At 71.1% G+C, this 16,817-nt stretch carries 16 protein-coding genes and 1 pseudogene; 13 read left to right on the top strand and 4 right to left on the bottom strand.

Annotated elements, in window-relative coordinates; genetic code table 11:
• Window positions 1-84 precede the first annotated feature (84 nt).
• From FLX07_RS38470 to FLX07_RS18750, 3 genes are all read left to right on the top strand, one after another.
• A complete protein-coding gene (locus FLX07_RS38470; RefSeq protein WP_142572091.1) occupies window positions 85-2,283 on the top strand; it encodes an RNA polymerase sigma factor in 2,199 nt (732 codons plus the stop codon).
• 314 nt (window positions 2,284-2,597) lie between these two features.
• Window positions 2,598-3,254: a TetR family transcriptional regulator gene (locus FLX07_RS18745; protein WP_142572092.1), complete on the top strand. Its 657-nt coding sequence runs from the start codon at window positions 2,598-2,600 to the stop codon at window positions 3,252-3,254.
• Between the two features lie 375 nt (window positions 3,255-3,629).
• Window positions 3,630-4,301 carry a FadR/GntR family transcriptional regulator gene (locus FLX07_RS18750; protein WP_142572093.1) on the top strand — a complete coding sequence of 224 codons (672 nt, stop codon included), beginning with the start codon at window positions 3,630-3,632 and terminating at the stop codon, window positions 4,299-4,301.
• A 115-nt stretch (window positions 4,302-4,416) separates the two neighbouring features.
• On the opposite strand, the gene FLX07_RS18755 is transcribed toward FLX07_RS18750, so the two are convergent.
• Window positions 4,417-4,761, bottom strand: a complete 345-nt coding sequence (locus FLX07_RS18755) for an MmcQ/YjbR family DNA-binding protein (RefSeq protein ID WP_142572094.1) — start codon at window positions 4,759-4,761, stop codon at window positions 4,417-4,419.
• A gap of 200 nt (window positions 4,762-4,961) precedes the next feature.
• On the opposite strand from FLX07_RS18755, the gene FLX07_RS18760 reads away from it, so the two are divergent.
• Window positions 4,962-6,167 (top strand): cytochrome P450, encoded by a 1,206-nt coding sequence (locus FLX07_RS18760; protein WP_142572095.1) that lies wholly within the window; start codon window positions 4,962-4,964, stop codon window positions 6,165-6,167.
• Between the two features lie 179 nt (window positions 6,168-6,346).
• Window positions 6,347-7,318: a type IV toxin-antitoxin system AbiEi family antitoxin gene (locus tag FLX07_RS18765; protein WP_142572096.1), complete on the top strand. Its 972-nt coding sequence runs from the start codon at window positions 6,347-6,349 to the stop codon at window positions 7,316-7,318.
• A 217-nt stretch (window positions 7,319-7,535) separates the two neighbouring features.
• Here the strand turns inward: FLX07_RS18765 and FLX07_RS18770 are convergent, their stop codons facing one another.
• Complete coding sequence (locus FLX07_RS18770) at window positions 7,536-8,561, bottom strand: GDP-mannose 4,6-dehydratase (RefSeq protein ID WP_142572097.1); 1,026 nt, start codon at window positions 8,559-8,561, stop codon at window positions 7,536-7,538.
• Between the two features lie 255 nt (window positions 8,562-8,816).
• Between FLX07_RS18770 and FLX07_RS18775 the strand changes: the two genes are divergently transcribed.
• The 3 genes from FLX07_RS18775 to FLX07_RS18785 are packed head-to-tail and all read left to right on the top strand — an operon-like array spanning window position 8,817 to window position 11,875.
• Complete coding sequence (locus tag FLX07_RS18775; RefSeq protein WP_223853552.1) at window positions 8,817-10,058, top strand: glycosyltransferase family 4 protein; 1,242 nt, start codon at window positions 8,817-8,819, stop codon at window positions 10,056-10,058.
• Between the two features lie 45 nt (window positions 10,059-10,103).
• Window positions 10,104-10,817: a class I SAM-dependent methyltransferase gene (locus FLX07_RS18780; RefSeq protein ID WP_142572099.1), complete on the top strand. Its 714-nt coding sequence runs from the start codon at window positions 10,104-10,106 to the stop codon at window positions 10,815-10,817.
• On the top strand, window positions 10,814-11,875 hold the full coding sequence (locus tag FLX07_RS18785) for a glucosidase family protein (protein WP_142572100.1): 1,062 nt from the start codon (window positions 10,814-10,816) through the stop codon (window positions 11,873-11,875). Before FLX07_RS18780 ends, FLX07_RS18785 begins: the two co-directional genes overlap by 4 nt.
• A 46-nt stretch (window positions 11,876-11,921) precedes the next feature.
• Here the strand turns inward: FLX07_RS18785 and FLX07_RS18790 are convergent, their stop codons facing one another.
• Window positions 11,922-12,551 carry a class I SAM-dependent methyltransferase gene (locus tag FLX07_RS18790; RefSeq protein ID WP_223853553.1) on the bottom strand — a complete coding sequence of 210 codons (630 nt, stop codon included), beginning with the start codon at window positions 12,549-12,551 and terminating at the stop codon, window positions 11,922-11,924.
• 82 nt (window positions 12,552-12,633) lie between these two features.
• Between FLX07_RS18790 and FLX07_RS18795 the strand changes: the two genes are divergently transcribed.
• The 5 genes from FLX07_RS18795 (at window position 12,634) to FLX07_RS18815 (ending at window position 16,568) form a co-directional block, all read left to right on the top strand.
• A complete protein-coding gene (locus FLX07_RS18795; RefSeq protein ID WP_142572101.1) occupies window positions 12,634-13,128 on the top strand; it encodes a pyridoxamine 5'-phosphate oxidase family protein in 495 nt (164 codons plus the stop codon).
• 21 nt (window positions 13,129-13,149) lie between these two features.
• Window positions 13,150-13,344 (top strand): ferredoxin, encoded by a 195-nt coding sequence (locus FLX07_RS18800; RefSeq protein ID WP_142572102.1) that lies wholly within the window; start codon window positions 13,150-13,152, stop codon window positions 13,342-13,344.
• A gap of 50 nt (window positions 13,345-13,394) precedes the next feature.
• Window positions 13,395-14,480, top strand: coding sequence for a Zn-dependent alcohol dehydrogenase (locus FLX07_RS18805; protein WP_142572103.1), 1,086 nt, complete (start codon window positions 13,395-13,397; stop codon window positions 14,478-14,480).
• 70 nt (window positions 14,481-14,550) lie between these two features.
• A complete protein-coding gene (locus tag FLX07_RS18810) occupies window positions 14,551-15,045 on the top strand; it encodes an MSMEG_6728 family protein (protein WP_142572104.1) in 495 nt (164 codons plus the stop codon).
• A gap of 83 nt (window positions 15,046-15,128) precedes the next feature.
• On the top strand, window positions 15,129-16,568 hold the full coding sequence (locus FLX07_RS18815; protein ID WP_208762270.1) for an AAA family ATPase: 1,440 nt from the start codon (window positions 15,129-15,131) through the stop codon (window positions 16,566-16,568).
• Window positions 16,569-16,638: 70 nt separating this feature from the next.
• On the opposite strand, the pseudogene FLX07_RS18820 reads toward FLX07_RS18815, so the two are convergent.
• A pseudogene (locus tag FLX07_RS18820) lies at window positions 16,639-16,817 on the bottom strand (sugar phosphate isomerase/epimerase); the annotation flags it as partial.

A 16,817-nucleotide genomic window follows, 5' to 3' on the forward strand; every position in this document is an offset into this window, starting at 1 on the left:
GGCATGATTACTCTCACGTCTCTCCCGTCCCTCCGCCGCGTCCCTCAGACAAGGACCAGCCACGAAACTCAGAGGAGCCCGGTCGTGACTGCACCGCTCACCGGTCAGCGCTCCAGGAGCGAGCTGATCGCCGAGCTCTACGAGCGTCACGCGGCGGGTCTGTTCGCGTACTGCCACGACCAGCTCGGCGAGACCACGTCCGCCGCCGACGCCGTGGTGGCCGTCTTCACCGCCGCTCCGACCGCCGAGCCGTCCTCGCGCGCCGCGCTGTACGCGCTGGCACGCCGGGAGATCTACCGCCGGGACGTCAGCTACGCGCTGCCCGCCGTCGACTCCATCGCCGACCCCGCCACCGCCTTGATCGAGCGGGTGTTCCGGGACATCCGGCCGCACCAGCGTGAGGTCCTGCTCCTGCCGGAGATATGCGGCCTGACGGCGCCCGAGCTGGCGCAGGTCCTCGACGTGGCGGCCGACACCGCCGAGGAGCTGATCGCGGCGGCGACGCGCCGCTTCGCCCAGACGCTGGAGACCGCGGTCACCGCCGCGAGGTCGGCGCCGTTCGTGCCCGCCTCCGTCACGGAGGTCTACGACGCCATCGGCGTCTCCCCCGTCGGCGACGTGCTGGCCCGGCTGCCCTGGCGCCGACCGGCCGCGTCCGTGCGCGACCGGGTGCTGGCGGCGCTGCCGTACGAGGAGCCGGGGAGCGCCACGACGGGCGGGGAACCGTCGTCCGGGCTGATGACCAAGAGGCTGTGGCCGACCACTCCGACCTGGCCGCTGCCGCTGAGCGACCCCGACCAGGTCACCAACACGTGCGTGGTCAAGACCGACGCCATCGCGCAGCCGCAGGGCCCCCGGCGCAGGGCCAAGCACGAGGCGACGACCGAGCCCATGCCCCGGTTGCGCGGGGCGCTGCTGAGCTCGCTCGGCGAGGGCCGGCTGCGCAGGAAGCGCGCCGGGCGTCCGACGCCCGTGAAGCAGCAGGGGTCTCCGGCCGCGCCCCTGGAGCCACCGGGCTCCCCGGCCGCGCCCGTGCAGCCGCAGGCGTCCCCGGCCGTGCCCGTGCCCCCTGCCGCTCCCGTGCCCCCTGCCGCGCGCATGCAGCCGCAGGAGTCCGCGCGGACCGCGCCCGCCATGCCGCCACCTGCCCCGGACGTCGCGAAGATCACCGCCGAACCGTTCGACGCCTTCGGCACCACCGCTTCCTCCCACCGTGTCGATCCGTTCGACGCCTTCGGGGCCGCCTCGCCCCCCACGGAACCGTTCGACGCCTTCGGCAGCGCCTCGCCCCCGGCAGAACCGTTCGACGCCTTCGGCAGCGCCTCACCCCCGGCAGAACCGTTCGACGCCTTCGGGACCGCCTCACCCCCCACAGAACCCTTCGACGCCTTCGGCAGCGCCTCACCCCCCACAGAACCCTTCGACGCCTTCGGCAGCGCCTCACCCCCCACAGAGCCGTTCGAGGCCCTCGACAGCGCCTCGCGCCCGGCGGAGCCGTTCGACGCCTTCGAGGTTGCCGGCACGCCCCGCCCGGCCGAGCCGTTCGACGCCTTCGAGGTTGCCGGTACGCCCCGCCCGGCGGAGCCGCTGGACACGTTGTTCGACACGCTCCGCTTCGCCGTGCCCTTCGACGCGTTCCATGCGGTCGAGGCGGCGGAGACGGCCGAAAATGCTCGGCAGGCCGAGCACACCGGCGCTTTCCCCCGGACCGAGGAGCCGTCCGAAGAATCTCCGGTGACGCCGCCCTCCGAGGCGCTTTTCCCGGCCGCTCCCCCCGTGGAGGCGTTCACATCCGCGCCGCAGGAGGCCGAGCGACCGGCCGGGCCTTTCCTCGCAGCCGAGCCTCTCCGCGTGGCCGAGCCTTTCCACGCGGCCGAGCCTTTCCACGCGGCCGAGGAGCCGCCGGCGGAGACGGGCGGCGCGCGTGCGGCCGAGACGCCCGCGATGGCGATCGACACCCCGGTCCACCCCGTCGCGGCGGCCCTCGCCCCTCAGATCGCCGCCTCCCGCCGTACGGACCGCACGCACACGGCAGGCAAGAGCACGGCAGGCAAGAGCACGGCGGGCAGGAGCACGGGCAGCAAGCACGCCGGCAAGTCGTCCGGTGGCGGCAACGGCGCGAGCAAGGGCGCAAGCAAGAGCGCGAGCAAGAGCATGCGCAAGGGCCGGCGAGGCAAGGGCGACCGGCACTACGACTGGCTGTGGGAGACCGTCGGCATCGTGATCTGCCTGATCATCGCGCTGATCGTCTTCTTCTACGTGCCGACGGTCTTCACCCCCTGACCCCGGAGCGCCCCTTCCGCCACGCGCGTGTTCATCGTGACGGTCCGGGCGGCGGCCGGCGCGTCGGGCACGCCCGGCCGGCCAAGATCCGTCGACGCCCGCGACCTGCCGGTTCAGCAGTTCGTCAGGGACCTGCCTGGGGGCCGAAAACGCGCCCAGAACCGCAAACTAGAACGGATTTCAATGCCCGTCCGGAGGGATACTCCGGGACCGGCGACGACGCGCGGCTGAACAGACAAGTCATACAGCCGCCAGCACTTCTGTGACTGATGGGTAACCATCCGGAAGGAGTGCAAATCAGATAACGTGTTCCTATGCGCACTTCGCGTGCAGTCGCCGACGCCACGCCGCCGCTCCCCGAAGGCCCCTCCACCACGGGCAGCCATCCGGCCCCGGCCACCCCCGGGGTTCGCACCCGGAGCCAGCACCAACGGCGCCGGCGCATCGTCCAGGCGGCGGCCGCTCTCGCCTCCCGCGGAGGCGTCGAGGCGATGCAGATGCGCACGGTCGCCGAGCGCGCGGGCGTCGCCCTGGGAACGCTTTACCGCTACTTCCCCTCCAAGATGGACCTGGTCGTGGCGGTGGTCGGCGAGGAGATCGACCTGCTGGAGTCCAGTATCGAGCGGCGGCCGCCGCACGCCGCCCACCCCGCCGGCCGCGCGGTCGACGTGCTGATGCGGGCCACCCGTGGCCTGATGCGCGAGCCGGAGCTCGCCGACGCGCTGATCCGCTCCCTGATCATGGCGGAGGTGGAGGCGCCGTTCGGCGACCGGATGGCGAGCCTGCTGCTGCGCGTCGCCACCGACGGCCGCACCGTGAGCCTTCCCGCCGAGGACCAGCTCGCGCTCACCGGCTCCCTGACGGGAGTCTGGGTGCAGGAATTGCTGGAGATGCTGCGGGGGCGGCGCACTTACGAGCAGATCCAGCACCGCATCGAGATCGCCGCCGAGCGACTGCTGACGGGTTTCTAGATTTTCCTTCTATTGGTGACCACGTTTTCCCGCATCTCGGCGTCGACCGTCGAATAACGATCAGTGAGATCGCCGAGCCGGATTGGCCTCGTTCGCGCATTCGTCCCCATGCGACGAGAACAGGTTCCAGCTCTGTTGGATCTCCTTCCGGCGGGAAGGCCGTCGACCTCTCATGATCTTCTCAAGCGCGACAGGACCAGTCGATCGGGCCGCCATCGGCCCCTTCCGGCCGCCGGGTGCGGGAGACGGGCGACGGGCGACGGGCGACGGCCCAGCGGCCCATGCCCTGATGGGCGATCAGGACCTCGCCGTACAATTCCCCGGGGGCGGGCTGAGCGCGGCCCCGGGCGAAGGCGCGCGGCAGGGGGACGGGGCATGGCGGTCACCGACGCGGCGATCAGCAGCATCAAGGACATGATCCTCTCGGGTGAGCTGGGTCCGGGCGACCGGCTGCCCCGGGAGGCGGACCTGGCCGAGCGGCTGGGGCTGTCGCGCAACTCGCTTCGGGAGGCGGTCCGCGCGCTGGCCCTGATCAACGTGCTCGACGTGCGGCAGGGCGACGGCACCTATGTCACCAGCCTGGAGCCGGGCCTGCTGCTGGACGCCCTGTCGTTCGTGGTCGGCTTCCACCAGGACGACACCGTCCTGCAGTTCTTCGAGGTGCGGCGCATCCTCGAACCCGCGGCCACCGCGATGGCCGCGACCCGGATGACCGACGAGGACATCGCCGAGCTGCGCGGCATCCTCGACACGTTCCCCGAGCAGCCGAGCACGGAGGATTTCGTCGCCAACGACCTGCGGTTCCACCAGCGGATCGCCGAGGGCGCCGGCAACCCCGTGCTCAGCTCGCTCATCGAGAGCATCTCCGGCCCGACCGCGCGGGCCCGCATCTGGCGCGGCCTCACCCAGGAGGGCGCGGCCGAGACGACGCGGGCGCAGCACGCCGCCATCTTCGAGGCCATCGCGGGCCGCCGGCCGGAGATCGCCCAGGCCTGGGCCGCCGTCCACATCGCGGGCGTCGAGGAGTGGCTGCGCCGCGCGCTGTGACGGCGGGCGGGAGGTCCACCGGCCTCGGCCAGGCCTGGTCACTGCGCCCGAAGGAACCCCCGGTCCTCGCGAAGCCCGCTGCCCTCGCGCCCGGTGAACGTGTGCCGACAGGACGCTAGGCGCGGAATTCGTGCGCTTCGACGAGGGACTTCGGCGCGGTGAGGCACCACGCCTCGGTGACCAGCTCGAACAGCTCATCAGCGTCGATCTTCGCGAGATGGACCACGACCCAGCCGAAACGTCCGGCGGTGAACTGCGGCTCGAACACCTCGGGCCGTTCGGCCACCAGCGCGATCTGCTCCTCGATCGTCGCCTTGAGGCCCACCGTCTCGGTGCGCTCCCACAGATAGCCGAAACCCTTGCCACGCACCTTGAACGAGATCCAGTCGCCGTCCTCGCCCTTGCTCACCTCGGGCAACCGGTCCAGCATGGCGAGAAACCCCTCAACGCTCACACCCATGCGCCCAGTCGTACCAGAGCCCCCCGACAATGCGGCGGCGGCGATCCGTCACCTCCGGGCCGCTTGACGGACCATCGCGTCCGTAATAGAACACGTTCCAGAAAGCATGCGGGCGAACGCGTGACCGAGCCACTCGCCGAGCGCCGGTAGAGCGATCGCCCCTCTTACCAAGGGCAGCCGAACCCGATTAGGTAGGTGCCATGGAAATCAACCTCGTCGACAAGGACCGCTACGCGCAGAGCGGGGTGCCGTACGACCAGCTCCGCTGGCTCAGGGACAACGCGCCCGTCTACCGGCACGAGGGGCAGGGCGACTGGCCCGGATTCTGGGCGGTCACCAAGCACGCGGACGTCGTCCACGTCTCCCGTAACTCCGACCTGTTCTCCTCGGCACGGAAACTGGCGCTGTTCGACGAGATGCCCGAGGAGCAGCGCGAGGTCCAGCGGCTGATGATGCTCAACCAGGACCCGCCCGACCACACCCGGCGCCGCTCGCTGGTCAACCGCGGCTTCACCCCGCGCCAGATCGGGCGGCTGGAGGGGCACATTCGGGACATATGCCACGCCCTGATGGACGAGGTCCAGGACAAGCCCGGGGTCGACTTCGTCCGGGACATCGCCGCGCCGCTCCCGCTGTATGTGATCTGCGAGTTGCTCGGCGCGCCGGTCGAGGACCGGGACAAGATCTTCGAGTGGTCCAACCGCATGATCGGCAGCGACGATCCCGACTACTCCACCAGTCCGGATCAGGGGCGGGACGCCGCCCTCGAGGTCTACTCGTACGCCCACACGCTGGCCGCGGCGCGCAGGCAGGACCCGCGCGACGACATCGTCACCAAACTCCTGCAGCCCGACGAGGACGGGCAGACGCTGACCGAGGACGAGTTCGACCTGTTCGTCCTGCTGCTGATCGTGGCGGGCAACGAGACCACCAGGAACGCGGCCTCCGGGGGCATGCTGACCCTCTTCGAGCACCCGGACCAGTGGAAGCGGCTGGTGGACGACCCCTCCCTCTCCGGGACGGCCGCCGACGAGATCGTGCGCTGGGTGTCCCCGATCAACATCTTCCGGCGTACGGCCACGGCGGACACCGAGATCCGCGGTCAGAAGATCGCCGAGGGCGACAAGGTGGTGGTCTTCTACGCCTCGGCCAACCGGGACGAGGAGGTCTTCGAGCGGCCCGACGAGTTCGACATCGGCCGCTCCCCCAACCCGCAGATCGGCTTCGGCGGCGGCGGGGCGCACTTCTGCCTCGGCAATCACCTGGCCAAGCTGGAGCTTCGGGTGCTGTTCGAGGTGCTGGCCCAGCGTCTGCCCGGCATCCGGCAGAACGGCGAGGCGAGGCGGCTGAGGTCCAACTTCATCAACGGCATCAAAACCCTCCCCATCACCCCCCACCCCGCGTGATCTTGTAGTTTGTCGCACGTGGTGGCGCTGACCTGGCGCTTCGGTTGGCGTGATCTTGCACATCCTCCCGCCACACTCCCCCGACCTGCACGAATGCCGCACTTGACCTTGCAGTGAGTTATCCACAGGGCACGGGGAACCTGCGTCGAGGAGCGACACGCGCCCGCACGATCTGAGCCATGGAGGAGTATCTTTCGTCGCCACTCGCCCCCGCGTACGGCCTGGGCCGGCACGACCTGTCGCGACTGGTCGCCACCGGCAGGTTCTGGCGGCCCACTCGTGGGGGCTATTACGCGGGCCCCGACCCCCGAGCCCTCGCCGTACGCGCACACACGCTCGGCATCACGTCCCGGGACGTCGTCGCGTGCCGCAGGACGGCCGCCTGGCTCTGGGGGCTCGACGTGCTGCCGCCCGGAAAACGACAGGACGAGTGGCCCGTCGAGGTCGTCGTACCGGGAGGCGCCCGTACGCCCCCGCGCAGAGCACACGTGGTCGGACGGCAGAGCGATCGGCTGCCGCCCGGCGACGTCACCTCGGTCGGAGGAGTCACGGTGACGACGCAGGAGCGTACGGCGCTCGACTGCGCCCGCTGGCTGCCGCGTCTGGAGGCCGTCGCGGCGCTCGACCAGTTCCTCGCGCGCGGGGTGGCGAGGGAACGGCTGCGTGCGCGAGCGGCGGAGCTCAGCGGGCGACGGAACGCGAGGCGACTGCGCGAGGCCATCGCCCTCGGTGATGCCGGTGCGCAGAGCCCGCCGGAGAGCTGGGTCAGAGTCCTCGTCGTCGACGCCGGGCTTCCCCGCCCGCGGCCGCAGGTCCGCGTGGAGCTACCGGAGAAGCGCGTCGCCTACCTGGACATGGGCGTCGAACGGTACCGCGTCGGCATCGAGTACGACGGCCACGACCACCACAGCAGCGTCGAGGACAGGGCTCACGACGAGTGGAGGCGAGCGCAGATCCGCCGCCTGGGGTGGCGGCTGGTGATCGTCCGGAAGAACGAGCTGTTCGGCAGCCCCGCGACCTTCCTCGAACGCGTCGCGGAACGGCTGTGGGAGAGTGGCTGGCGGCCGACTCCGGGAGAGTCCCTGCGACTGCAGCGCCAGCTTCGCCTGCTCGGCAGCCCCGAGGCACGCTATCGGCGGTACGCGGCTTGATCCCCGCCTGACCTGACCGCCGCCCGCGTACGGCTGGCCTCGTACGCGGGCACAGTCATGCCCGAAACCGATGCAAGATCACGAGCGGAATCGGCGCACGTCAGCGGCACATCAGGCCGAAAACTGCATGATCATGGAGGGCGGAAGCCCAGGCCTGCGCCGCCGCCTGCGACAAACTACAAGATCACGGCGGGTGAGGACTGGGGAGGACGGGGGGTTATGTCCAGGAGGAGTCTTGTTCGGGGTCGCCGCCGTCGGCGAGCAGGCGCAGGTCGGCCTCGACCATCGTCGCCACGAGTTCCTCGAACGACACCGTCGGCTCCCAGCCGAGCTGGGTGCGGGCCTTCTTCGGGTCCGCGCACAGCAGATCGACCTCCGCCGGACGGTGCAGGGACGTGTCGCAGACGACGTGCCGCTCCCAGTCCAGATCGGCGGCGGCGAACGCCGCCTCGACCAGCTCGCGCACGGAGTGCGTGCGCCCGGTGCCGATGACGTAGTCCTCTGGGTCGGCGGCCGACAGCATCATGTGCATGGCCCGGACGAAGTCGCCGGCGTACCCCCAGTCGCGCCGCGCCTCCAGGTTGCCCAGGCGCAGTTCCGCGGCCATGCCGAGCTTGATCCGCGCGACCCCGAGCGAGACCTTGCGGGTGACGAACTCGGCCCCCCGCCGGGGCGACTCGTGGTTGAACAGGATGCCCGACACCGCGAACATCCCGTACGACTCGCGGTAGTTCTGCGTGAGGAAGTGCCCGTACGCCTTGGCCACGCCGTACGGCGACCTGGGGTGGAAGGGGGTGCGTTCGGTCTGCGGCGTCTCCCTGACCTGGCCGAACATCTCCGAGGACGACGCCTGGTAGAAGCGGATCTGCCCGGCCGACGAGCCGCGCGAGGCGGTGATCCCCGAGCAGACGCGGATGGCCTCCAGCACGCGGAGCACGCCCATGCCGGTCACCTCGGCGGTCAGCTCGGCCTGCTCCCACGACATGGGCACGAACGAGATGGCGCCCAGGTTGTAGACCTCGTCCGGCTGCACCTTCTCCACCGCCGAGATCAGCGACCCCTGGTCGAGCAGGTCGCCGCGGACCAGCCGTACGTCCTGCAGGAGCCGGCGCACGCGCGGGACGCGGGGGTTGGCCTGCCCGCGGACCAGGCCCCAGACCTCGTATCCCTCGCTCAGCAGGTGCTCTGCGAGATAGGAGCCGTCCTGACCGGTGATGCCGGTGATCAGCGCACGCCTGGCCAACGGATCCTCCTCGTAGCGCCCAACTTGGCCTATGAGAGGCGAATGTACCGCCCTGCCCGCCCGCGCCTACATACACGCTCCTAGAACGCGTTACACCGAATCTCGTTCGGGTAAGCCAACGCCCCAGGTCGGGCAGGGTGAGAGTCGATCGAGGACCCTTTCCACCTCAGCTACCCCATACAACGGCAAATGGTAGTGTTCCTGGCAGCAGCCCCACGGGGGCACGGCGGGAAACCGGCTGGAAAGGGGTGCCTCTTGGCGGAGAGGCTGCGAGTCGCGCTGCTGTCCTACCGCAGCAAGCCCACCTGCGGCGGCCAGGGGGTGTACCTGCGCCACATAAGCCGCGAGCTCGTCGCTCTGGGCCACCACGTCGAGGTCTTCTCCGGCCAGCCCTACCCCGAGCTGGACGACGGTGTGATCCTCAACAAGGTGCCGAGCCTGGACCTCTACCGCGACGAGGATCCGTTCCGCACGCCGAAGCGCGACGAATACCGCGACTGGATCGACGCGCTCGAAGTCGCCACGATGTGGACGGCCGGCTTCCCCGAGCCGCTGACGTTCAGCCTGCGGGCCTACCGGGAGCTGAAGAGGCGGCGGGGCGACTTCGACGTCGTCCAGGACAACCAGACGCTGGGCTACGGCCTGCTCGGCATTCAGCGGCTGTTCCCCGTGGTCGGCACCATCCACCACCCCATCAGCGTGGACCGGCGGATCGAGCTGAAGGCCGCCAAGGGCTGGAAGCGGCTGTCGATGCGCCGCTGGTACGGCTTCGTGCGCATGCAGAGCATCGTCGCGCCCCGGCTGAGCCCGATCCTGACCGTCAGCGAGTCGTCGCTCGCCGACATCCACCGCGACTTCAACGTGCCGCAGTCCAACATGCGGCTGATCCCGCTCGGCGTCGACACGCGGTTCTTCCACCCCCGGCCGGCGTCGCCGAAGCGGGAGAACTCGATCGTCGCCGTGGCCAGCGCCGACTCGCCCATGAAGGGCGTGGCGACCCTGCTGCGGGCGGTCGCCAAGCTCGCCACCGAGCGCGAGGTCAACCTCACCGTGGTGAGCAGGCCCACCCCCGGAGGCCCCACCGAACAGCTCGTCAACGAGCTGTCGCTGCACGAGCGTGTGCGGTTCGTGCACGGCATCCCCGACGAGGAGCTGGCCGAGCTGATCGCCACCTCCGAGGTCGCGGTGGTCCCCTCGCTCTACGAGGGGTTCTCGCTGCCGGCCGTCGAGCACATGGCGTGCGGCACGCCGCTGGTCGCCTCGCGTACGGGCGCCCTGCCCGAGGTCGTCGGCGACGCTGCCGTGCAGGTCGCTCCGGGAGACCCCGAGGAGCTGGCCGCCGTGCTGCGCCGCCTGCTCGACTCCCCCGAGGAGCGCGCCGAGTTCGGCCGGCGCGGCTACGACCGCGTGATGGAGCGGTACGCCTGGCCGGTCGTCGCCCGCCGCACGGTCGAGGCCTACCACGAGGCCATCGCCGCCCGGCGCGCCTCCCGCTGAACGTCTCCCGGTGACTCCCCAGAAATCACGAAAGGCAGGCACCGCGTGCTGACCGTCGACTTCAACCGGCTGCCCGTCGGACCGGGCGACCGCGTCCTCGACCTCGGGGCCGGCGGTGGCCGGCACGCCTTCGAGGTGCTGCGCCGGGGCGCCGACGTGGTCGCCTTCGACATGGACGCCACCGAGATGGAGAGCGTGGCGGCCATGTTCGCGGCCATGGGCAAGGAGGGCGAGGTGCCGGCGGGCGCGACCGGGGACACCGTCGTCGGCGACGCCCTCGACATGCCGTTCCCCGACGCGTCGTTCGACCGCGTCATCGCCGCCGAGGTGCTTGAGCACATCCCCGACGACATGGCCGCGATGCGCGAGATCGTACGCGTGCTGAAGCCGGGCGGCCGCGCCGCGATCACGGTACCGAGCTTCCTGCCGGAGCGGATCTGCTGGGCCCTGTCGGAGGACTACCACACCGCCCCCGGCGGACATATCCGGATTTATACGTTGGCGGAGCTCCAGGCGAAGCTGAAGGCCTCGGGGCTTGAGGTCGGCGGGCACCACTACGCCCACGGCCTGCACTCGCCGTACTGGTGGATCAAGTGCGCGGTCGGGGTGAACGACGACCGGCATCCGCTGGCCAAGGCCTACCACGAGCTTCTCGTCTGGGACATCATGAAGCGTCCCCTCGCCACCCGGCTGGCCGAGGCCGTGCTCAACCCCCTGATCGGCAAGAGCGTCGTGGTCTACGTCCGGAAGCCCGCATGACGCGGGTGCCGGACCTTCCGGGGATCATCACCGCAGAGCAGGTCGTCCGTACGGCCGGGAGCATCGCCGCGATCCAGGACGACGAGGGCGGCGTCCCCTGGCCCGAGGGCCACATCGACGCGTGGAACCACATCGAGTGCCTGATGGCGCTGACCGTGGCCGGGCTGCGTGCCGAAGCCCGCAAGGGCTACGACTGGCTCGTACGGCACCAGCGGCCGGACGGCTCCTGGCCGATGAAGGTCCGCGACGGCGAGCCCGCCGAGGCGGCCAGCGAGTCGAACCACGCGGCGTACATCGCGGTGGGGGTCTGGCATCACCTGCTGGTGACCGGCGACGAGGACTTCGCCCGGGCGATGTGGCCGGTGGTGGCGCGGGCCCTCGATTTCGTCGTCGGCCTGCAGACCGCGCGCGGCGAGATCGTCTGGCAGCGCGACGCCGAAGGGCGGCCGGCGGACTACGCCCTGCTCACCGGGTGCTCGTCCATCCACCAGGGCCTGCGGTGCGGGGCGCTGCTCGCCGAGCGGCTGGGCGACCCGCAGCCCGACTGGGAGCTCGCCGCCGACCAGCTCGGCCACGTGATCGCCGATCATCCGGAGGCGTTCGCCGACAAGAGCCGGTTCTCGATGGACTGGTACTACCCCGTGCTCGGCGGCGCCGTGCGCGGGGACGCGGCGGCCCGGCGGTTCGACCAGGAGTGGGACACCTTCGTCGTGCCCGGCCTCGGCGCGCGCTGCGTCAGCGACCAGCCCTGGGTGACCGGCGCGGAGTCGTGCGAACTGGTGCTCGCGCTCGACGCCGCCGGGCAGCGGGACCGCGCGCTGGCGGTGTTCGCCGACATGCAGCACCTGCGCCACGAGGACGGCTCCTACTGGACCGGCTGGCAGTTCGTGAACGAGCGGCACTTCCCCGACGAGCGGTCGGGATACACGGCCGCCGCGGTGGTGCTCGCCGCGGACACCCTCGCCCGCGCGACCCCCGGCTCGGGGATCTTCCGTGACGCCGGCGGCCGGGAGGCCCGCATCACCGGCGAGTGCGGCTGCGAGCGCGCCCGCGCCTGACCGGACGGCGCGCACGGCCGAGCCGGGCTCCCGGCCGGGTTCGCCGTCAGACGCGCTCCAGCACGCGCAGCGACCCGGTCACGCGCGCCTCGCGGAAGTCGCCCGACTCCAGGGCGCGCAGGTAGACGCGATAGGGCGCCTGCCCGCCGTCGGCCGGGTCGGGGTAGATGTCGTGGAAGACCAGCGCGCCGCCCGGCATGACGTGAGGCGCCCATCCCTCGTAGTCGGCCGTCACCGGCTCCTCCGAGTGGCCGCCGTCGATGAACAGCACCGACAGCGGAGTCGACCAGTGGCGGGCGACCGTGGCCGACGCGCCCACGATCGCGATCACCTCGTCCTCCAGGCCGGCGGCGGCGATCGTGTCACGGAAGAACGGCAGCGAGTCCATCCGCCCGGTCTTCGGGTCCACCAGGTCCGGGTCGTGGTGCGGCCAGCCCGGCTGGATCTCCTCGGAGCCGCGGTGGTGGTCCACCGTGAAGACCACCGTGCCCGCCCGCCGCGCCCCGGCGCCCAGGTAGATCGCCGACTTGCCGCAGTACGTGCCGACCTCGCAGATCGGCCCGCGGGAGCCGTACGCGCAGGCGATCTCGTACAGGGCCTGGCCCTCGGCGGGCGGCATGAACCCGCGCGCCTGTTCGGCGGTGCGGCGCAGGTCGTCGGGCATCGGGGTCACCATGCCGGGCACCCTACCCAACAGGCCGAATCATGTTCGGAACTGCCCCTTGTCCCCCCTGATGCAACATGTTCTACTTTGCTTCGTGAACCAGCGCGCCCGCATCGCGATGAGCGAGGAAGAGATCGCTGAGCTCCTGCGGGACGCCCGCAAACTCCAGCTCGGCACGATCAATCCCGACGGCACGCCCCACCTGGTCACGATGTTCCACGGACTCGACGACGGCCGCGTCACGTTCTGGACGTACGCCAAGTCGCAGAAGGCCCGCAACATCGAGCGCGACCCGCGGGTGAGCTGCCTGATCGAGACCGGGGACGAGTACGCGCGGCTGCGCGGCGTGCTCGTCTACGGCAGGGCGCGGCTGATCGACGACCCGGCGGCCGTCCTGGAGGTCGGCCTGGGCGTCACCCGGCGGATGACCGGCATGCCCGTCGAAGGCCCCGAGGCGCGGGCGCACGTCGAGCACACCGCGCGCAAGCGCGTTGCCTACCTGGTCGAGCCGGCCCGCGTCGTTTCCTGGGACCACCGCAGGCTCGGCGGCGATCTCGGCGGCGATAGCGTGAACTCCAGCGCGACGTGACGCACAGGAGGAGGACCCACCATGAAGATCAAGGTCGACTACGACGTGTGTGAGGCCAACGCCGTCTGCATGGGCCTGGCGCCCGAGGTCTTCGAGGTCGACGACGAGGACAACCTCCACGTGCTGATGCCCGAACCGCCCGCCGAACTGCTCGACCGGGTCCGCCACGCGGTCCGGTCCTGCCCCAAGGCCGCGCTGTCGCTCGAGAACGAGTGACGCGCGGCACCCACCCCTGAAAGACCAGCCTGAAAGACCGGGAGGTCCTCATGCGCGGCGCGCTTCTCCACGCGGTCGGCGACGAAAAGCTCGACATCAGAGACGACTTCACGCTGACGCCGGTGGGCCCGGGTGACGTCCGGGTGCGGGTGAGGGCCACCGGCGTCTGCCACTCCGACCTCTCGGTGCTCACCGGCGTGCTCCCCATGCCGCTCCCGATCATCCCTGGTCACGAGGGCGCGGGCGAGGTCGTCGAGGTGGGCGACGGCGTGACCGCCGTGCAGCCGGGCGACCACGTCATCATCAACTGGACGCCGGCCTGCGGCGACTGCCCGAGCTGCGTGGACGGCCAGCCGAACCTCTGCATGACGTACATGATGAGGAGCTTCACCGAGCCGCGGTTCCTGTTCGGCGGACAGACCCCGGCGTTCGGCATGGCCGGGTGCGGCACCTGGGCCGAGGAGATCATCGTCCCGTGGCAGGGCGCGATCAGGGTCGACCCCGACGTGCCGTACGAGGCGGCGGCGCTGATCGGCTGCGGCATCACGACGGGTGTCGGCGCGGTGCTCAACACCGCGAAGGTGCGCCCCGGCGCGACCGTCGCCGTCGTCGGCTGTGGCGGCGTCGGCCTGTCGGTGATCCAGGGCGCCCGCATCTCCGGCGCGACCACGATCCTCGCGATCGACCCGCTGGAGTCCAAGCACGCGCTCGCGAAGAAAGTCGGCGCCACCCACGCCTGCACCCCCGACCAGCTCATGGACGCCATCGGCACGCTGACCGGCGGCCGGGGCTTCGACCACGGCTTCGAGGTGGTCGGCAAGTCGGCCGCCATCATGACGGCCTGGCAGGCGACGCGGCGCGGCGGCGACGTCATCGTCGTCGGCGCGGGCGCCATGGACGACCACGTGCCGCTGACCGCCTTCAACCTGCTGTTCGAGGGCAAGAACATCCTCAGCTCGCTGTACGGCGACGCCGACGTCCGCAGGGACTTCCCGCGCTTCGTGAACCTCTATAAGGCGGGCAAGCTCGACCTGGACAGCATGATCAGCTCCCGCATCAGGATCGGCGACCTCAACGACGCCGTCGACGCCCTGCGCGGCGGCGAGGTGCTCCGGCAGATCGTGCTGTTCGACTGACACCGCCCCGCCGGAGATCTCCCCGGCGCGGGGGATATCTCCGGCGGGCCGGGGTAGCCCGAGCGGCGACATGCAGACGTTCCTGCCCTACCCGGACTTCGCGGCCACCGCCCGCGTCCTCGACCCGCTCCGCCTCGGCAAGCAGCGGGTCGAGGCCCTGCAGGTCCTGCGCACGCTCACCGTTCCCGGATACGGCTGGCGGCACCACCCCGTGGCGCACATGTGGGCCGGGTACGAGGAGGCGCTGGTCCGCTACGGCCTGGAGATCGTGACGGCCTGGTGCGACCTGGGCCGCGCCGACACCTGCGCCAAGACGATGACCACGGAACTGCTCGGCTGCCGGGGCATCGACACGCCCCGCGCCCAGGAGGCCCTCGCGGCGGCGGGCGAGCTGCCGCCGTGGCTCGGCGATCCCGCCCTCCACCTCAGCCACCGCTCGGCCCTGCTGCGCAAGAACCCGGAGTTCTACGGCCCGAAGTTCCCCGGAGACCCCGACGACCTCCCCTACGTCTGGCCCGACTCCGACCGCGTCAACGCCCTGCTCCCACCCCGCCGCACCATGTAGCCCTGCTCGTACGGCCCTGTCCGCACCGTAAGTGTGTAGATTGCATCTACGTAGATGTCATCTACCTAACAGGCATGGTGAGCGTGGTTCCTTTCATCGGCCGGCGGCGGGAGCTGGCCGCCCTGACCAAGCGCCTCGACCGGGTCCGGCGGTCGGGTGCCGGCTCCGCCATGGCCATCAGGGGACGCCGCCAGGTCGGCAAGTCCCGGCTCGTGCAGGAGTTCTGCGACAAGGCCGAGACGCCGTACCTCTTCTTCACCGCGACCAAGGGGATGTCGCCGGTCGAGGCGGTCGAGGCGTTCTGCGCCGAGCTCAAGGAGTCGTGCCTGCCCGCCGATCCCGAGCAGGTCGTCCGTGTCACCAGCGGAAGCTGGCCGGAGGCGTTCCGCGTGCTGCACTCGGCGATCCCGCCGACCCCCTCGATCGTCGTCGTCGACGAGATGCCCTGGCTGGCGGAACAGGACGACCTGTTCGACGGCGCGCTGCAGACGGCCTGGGACCGGCTCCTGGCGGCCAAGCCCGTTCTCCTGCTCCTGCTCGGCAGCGACCTTCACATGATGGAACGGCTGACCGCCTACGACCGGCCGTTCTACGGGCGCGCCGACACCATGGCGCTCGACCCGCTCGATCCCGCGGAGACCGCCGGGGCGCTGGGCCTGACCGGAGGGGACGGGATCGACGCGTACCTCGCCAGTGGAGGGCTGCCCGGGATCCTGCGCGCCTGGCCGCACGGCACTCCCCCACTCGAGTTCATCCGGCAGGAGTGCGAGGATCCGGCGTCCCCCCTGTTCGGCGTGCCCGAATCCGTCCTGCTCGCGGAATTTCCCGCGCCCGACCAGGCCCGCCGGGTGCTGGAAGCGGTCGGCAGCGGCGACAGGACGCACGCCACCGTCGCCGCGACGGCGGGCGGGCGCGAGGGACCGCTGCAGTCCGGGTCGCTCTCGCCTCTCCTCCGCAGGCTCACCGACGAGAAGCACGTCCTGGCGATGGACGAGCCGTTGTCCGTCCAGCCCGGGAAACCGGCGCTCTACCGCATCCGCGATCACAACCTGCGGATGTACCTGGGCGTCCTGCGCGCCGCGGCGGAACACTCGCATCGGGGACGGCCCGATCTCGCCTTCGGACTCGTACGGCGACGCTGGGCGAGCCTGCGGGGGCGGGCCGTCGAACCGATCGTCAGACAGGCGCTGGGCATGGCCGCCGCGGCGGGAGAACTGCCCTGGCCGGACACGGAGGCCGTCGGCGGATGGTGGAACCGCCGATTCTCCCCGGAAGTGGACCTGGTCGGAGCGGACCGGGCACCGGTGGCACGGCGGGTGCTGTTCGCGGGCTCGATCAAGTGGCTCGGCACGCCGTTCGACGGCCACGATCTTGCCGCGCTGCGCCGCGACGCCGTACAGGTGCCGGGCTTCGACGCGGAGGCGGGCGGACTCGCGGTGGTGTCGCTGTCCGGGGTCCATCCCTCGGTGGAAGGCGTCGGCCTGGTGTGGGGTGCCGACGACGTGCTCGCGGCGTGGGGGTGAGGCCGCGCCGGAGGGCCGGGTGGCGAAGACGCCACCCAGCCCCGGACCTCACGAGAGCTGGGAAGAGAGGTCAGCTCTCGGAGGAGAAGGCGGCGTCGAAGGCGGCGTCCGGCGGGGTGATCGCGTTGAGCGAGCGGATGTAGGCGAGGGCCTCGGGTGCGCCGTGCAGCCGGTCCATGCCCGCGTCCTCCCACTCGACGGAGATCGGGCCGTCGTAACCGATGTGGTTGAGCGCCCGGAAGCACTCCT

The organism is Microbispora bryophytorum (genome assembly GCF_006874465.1).
Lineage (GTDB): Bacteria > Actinomycetota > Actinomycetes > Streptosporangiales > Streptosporangiaceae > Microbispora > Microbispora bryophytorum.

Excerpts from the sequence above, each read along its gene's own strand:
- FLX07_RS18810 (WP_142572104.1), top strand. The coding sequence starts at position 14,551 with ATGCAGACGTTCCTGCCCTACCCGGACTTCGCGGCCACCGCCCGCGTC.
- FLX07_RS18785 (WP_142572100.1), top strand. The coding sequence starts at position 10,814 with ATGACGCGGGTGCCGGACCTTCCGGGGATCATCACCGCAGAGCAGGTC.
- FLX07_RS18805 (WP_142572103.1), top strand. The coding sequence starts at position 13,395 with ATGCGCGGCGCGCTTCTCCACGCGGTCGGCGACGAAAAGCTCGACATC.
- FLX07_RS18765 (WP_142572096.1), top strand. The coding sequence starts at position 6,347 with ATGGAGGAGTATCTTTCGTCGCCACTCGCCCCCGCGTACGGCCTGGGC.
- FLX07_RS18800 (WP_142572102.1), top strand. The coding sequence starts at position 13,150 with ATGAAGATCAAGGTCGACTACGACGTGTGTGAGGCCAACGCCGTCTGC.
- FLX07_RS18745 (WP_142572092.1), top strand. The coding sequence starts at position 2,598 with ATGCGCACTTCGCGTGCAGTCGCCGACGCCACGCCGCCGCTCCCCGAA.
- FLX07_RS18755 (WP_142572094.1), bottom strand. The coding sequence starts at position 4,761 with ATGGGTGTGAGCGTTGAGGGGTTTCTCGCCATGCTGGACCGGTTGCCC.
- FLX07_RS18790 (WP_223853553.1), bottom strand. The coding sequence starts at position 12,551 with ATGGTGACCCCGATGCCCGACGACCTGCGCCGCACCGCCGAACAGGCG.
- FLX07_RS18760 (WP_142572095.1), top strand. The coding sequence starts at position 4,962 with ATGGAAATCAACCTCGTCGACAAGGACCGCTACGCGCAGAGCGGGGTG.
- FLX07_RS18750 (WP_142572093.1), top strand. The coding sequence starts at position 3,630 with ATGGCGGTCACCGACGCGGCGATCAGCAGCATCAAGGACATGATCCTC.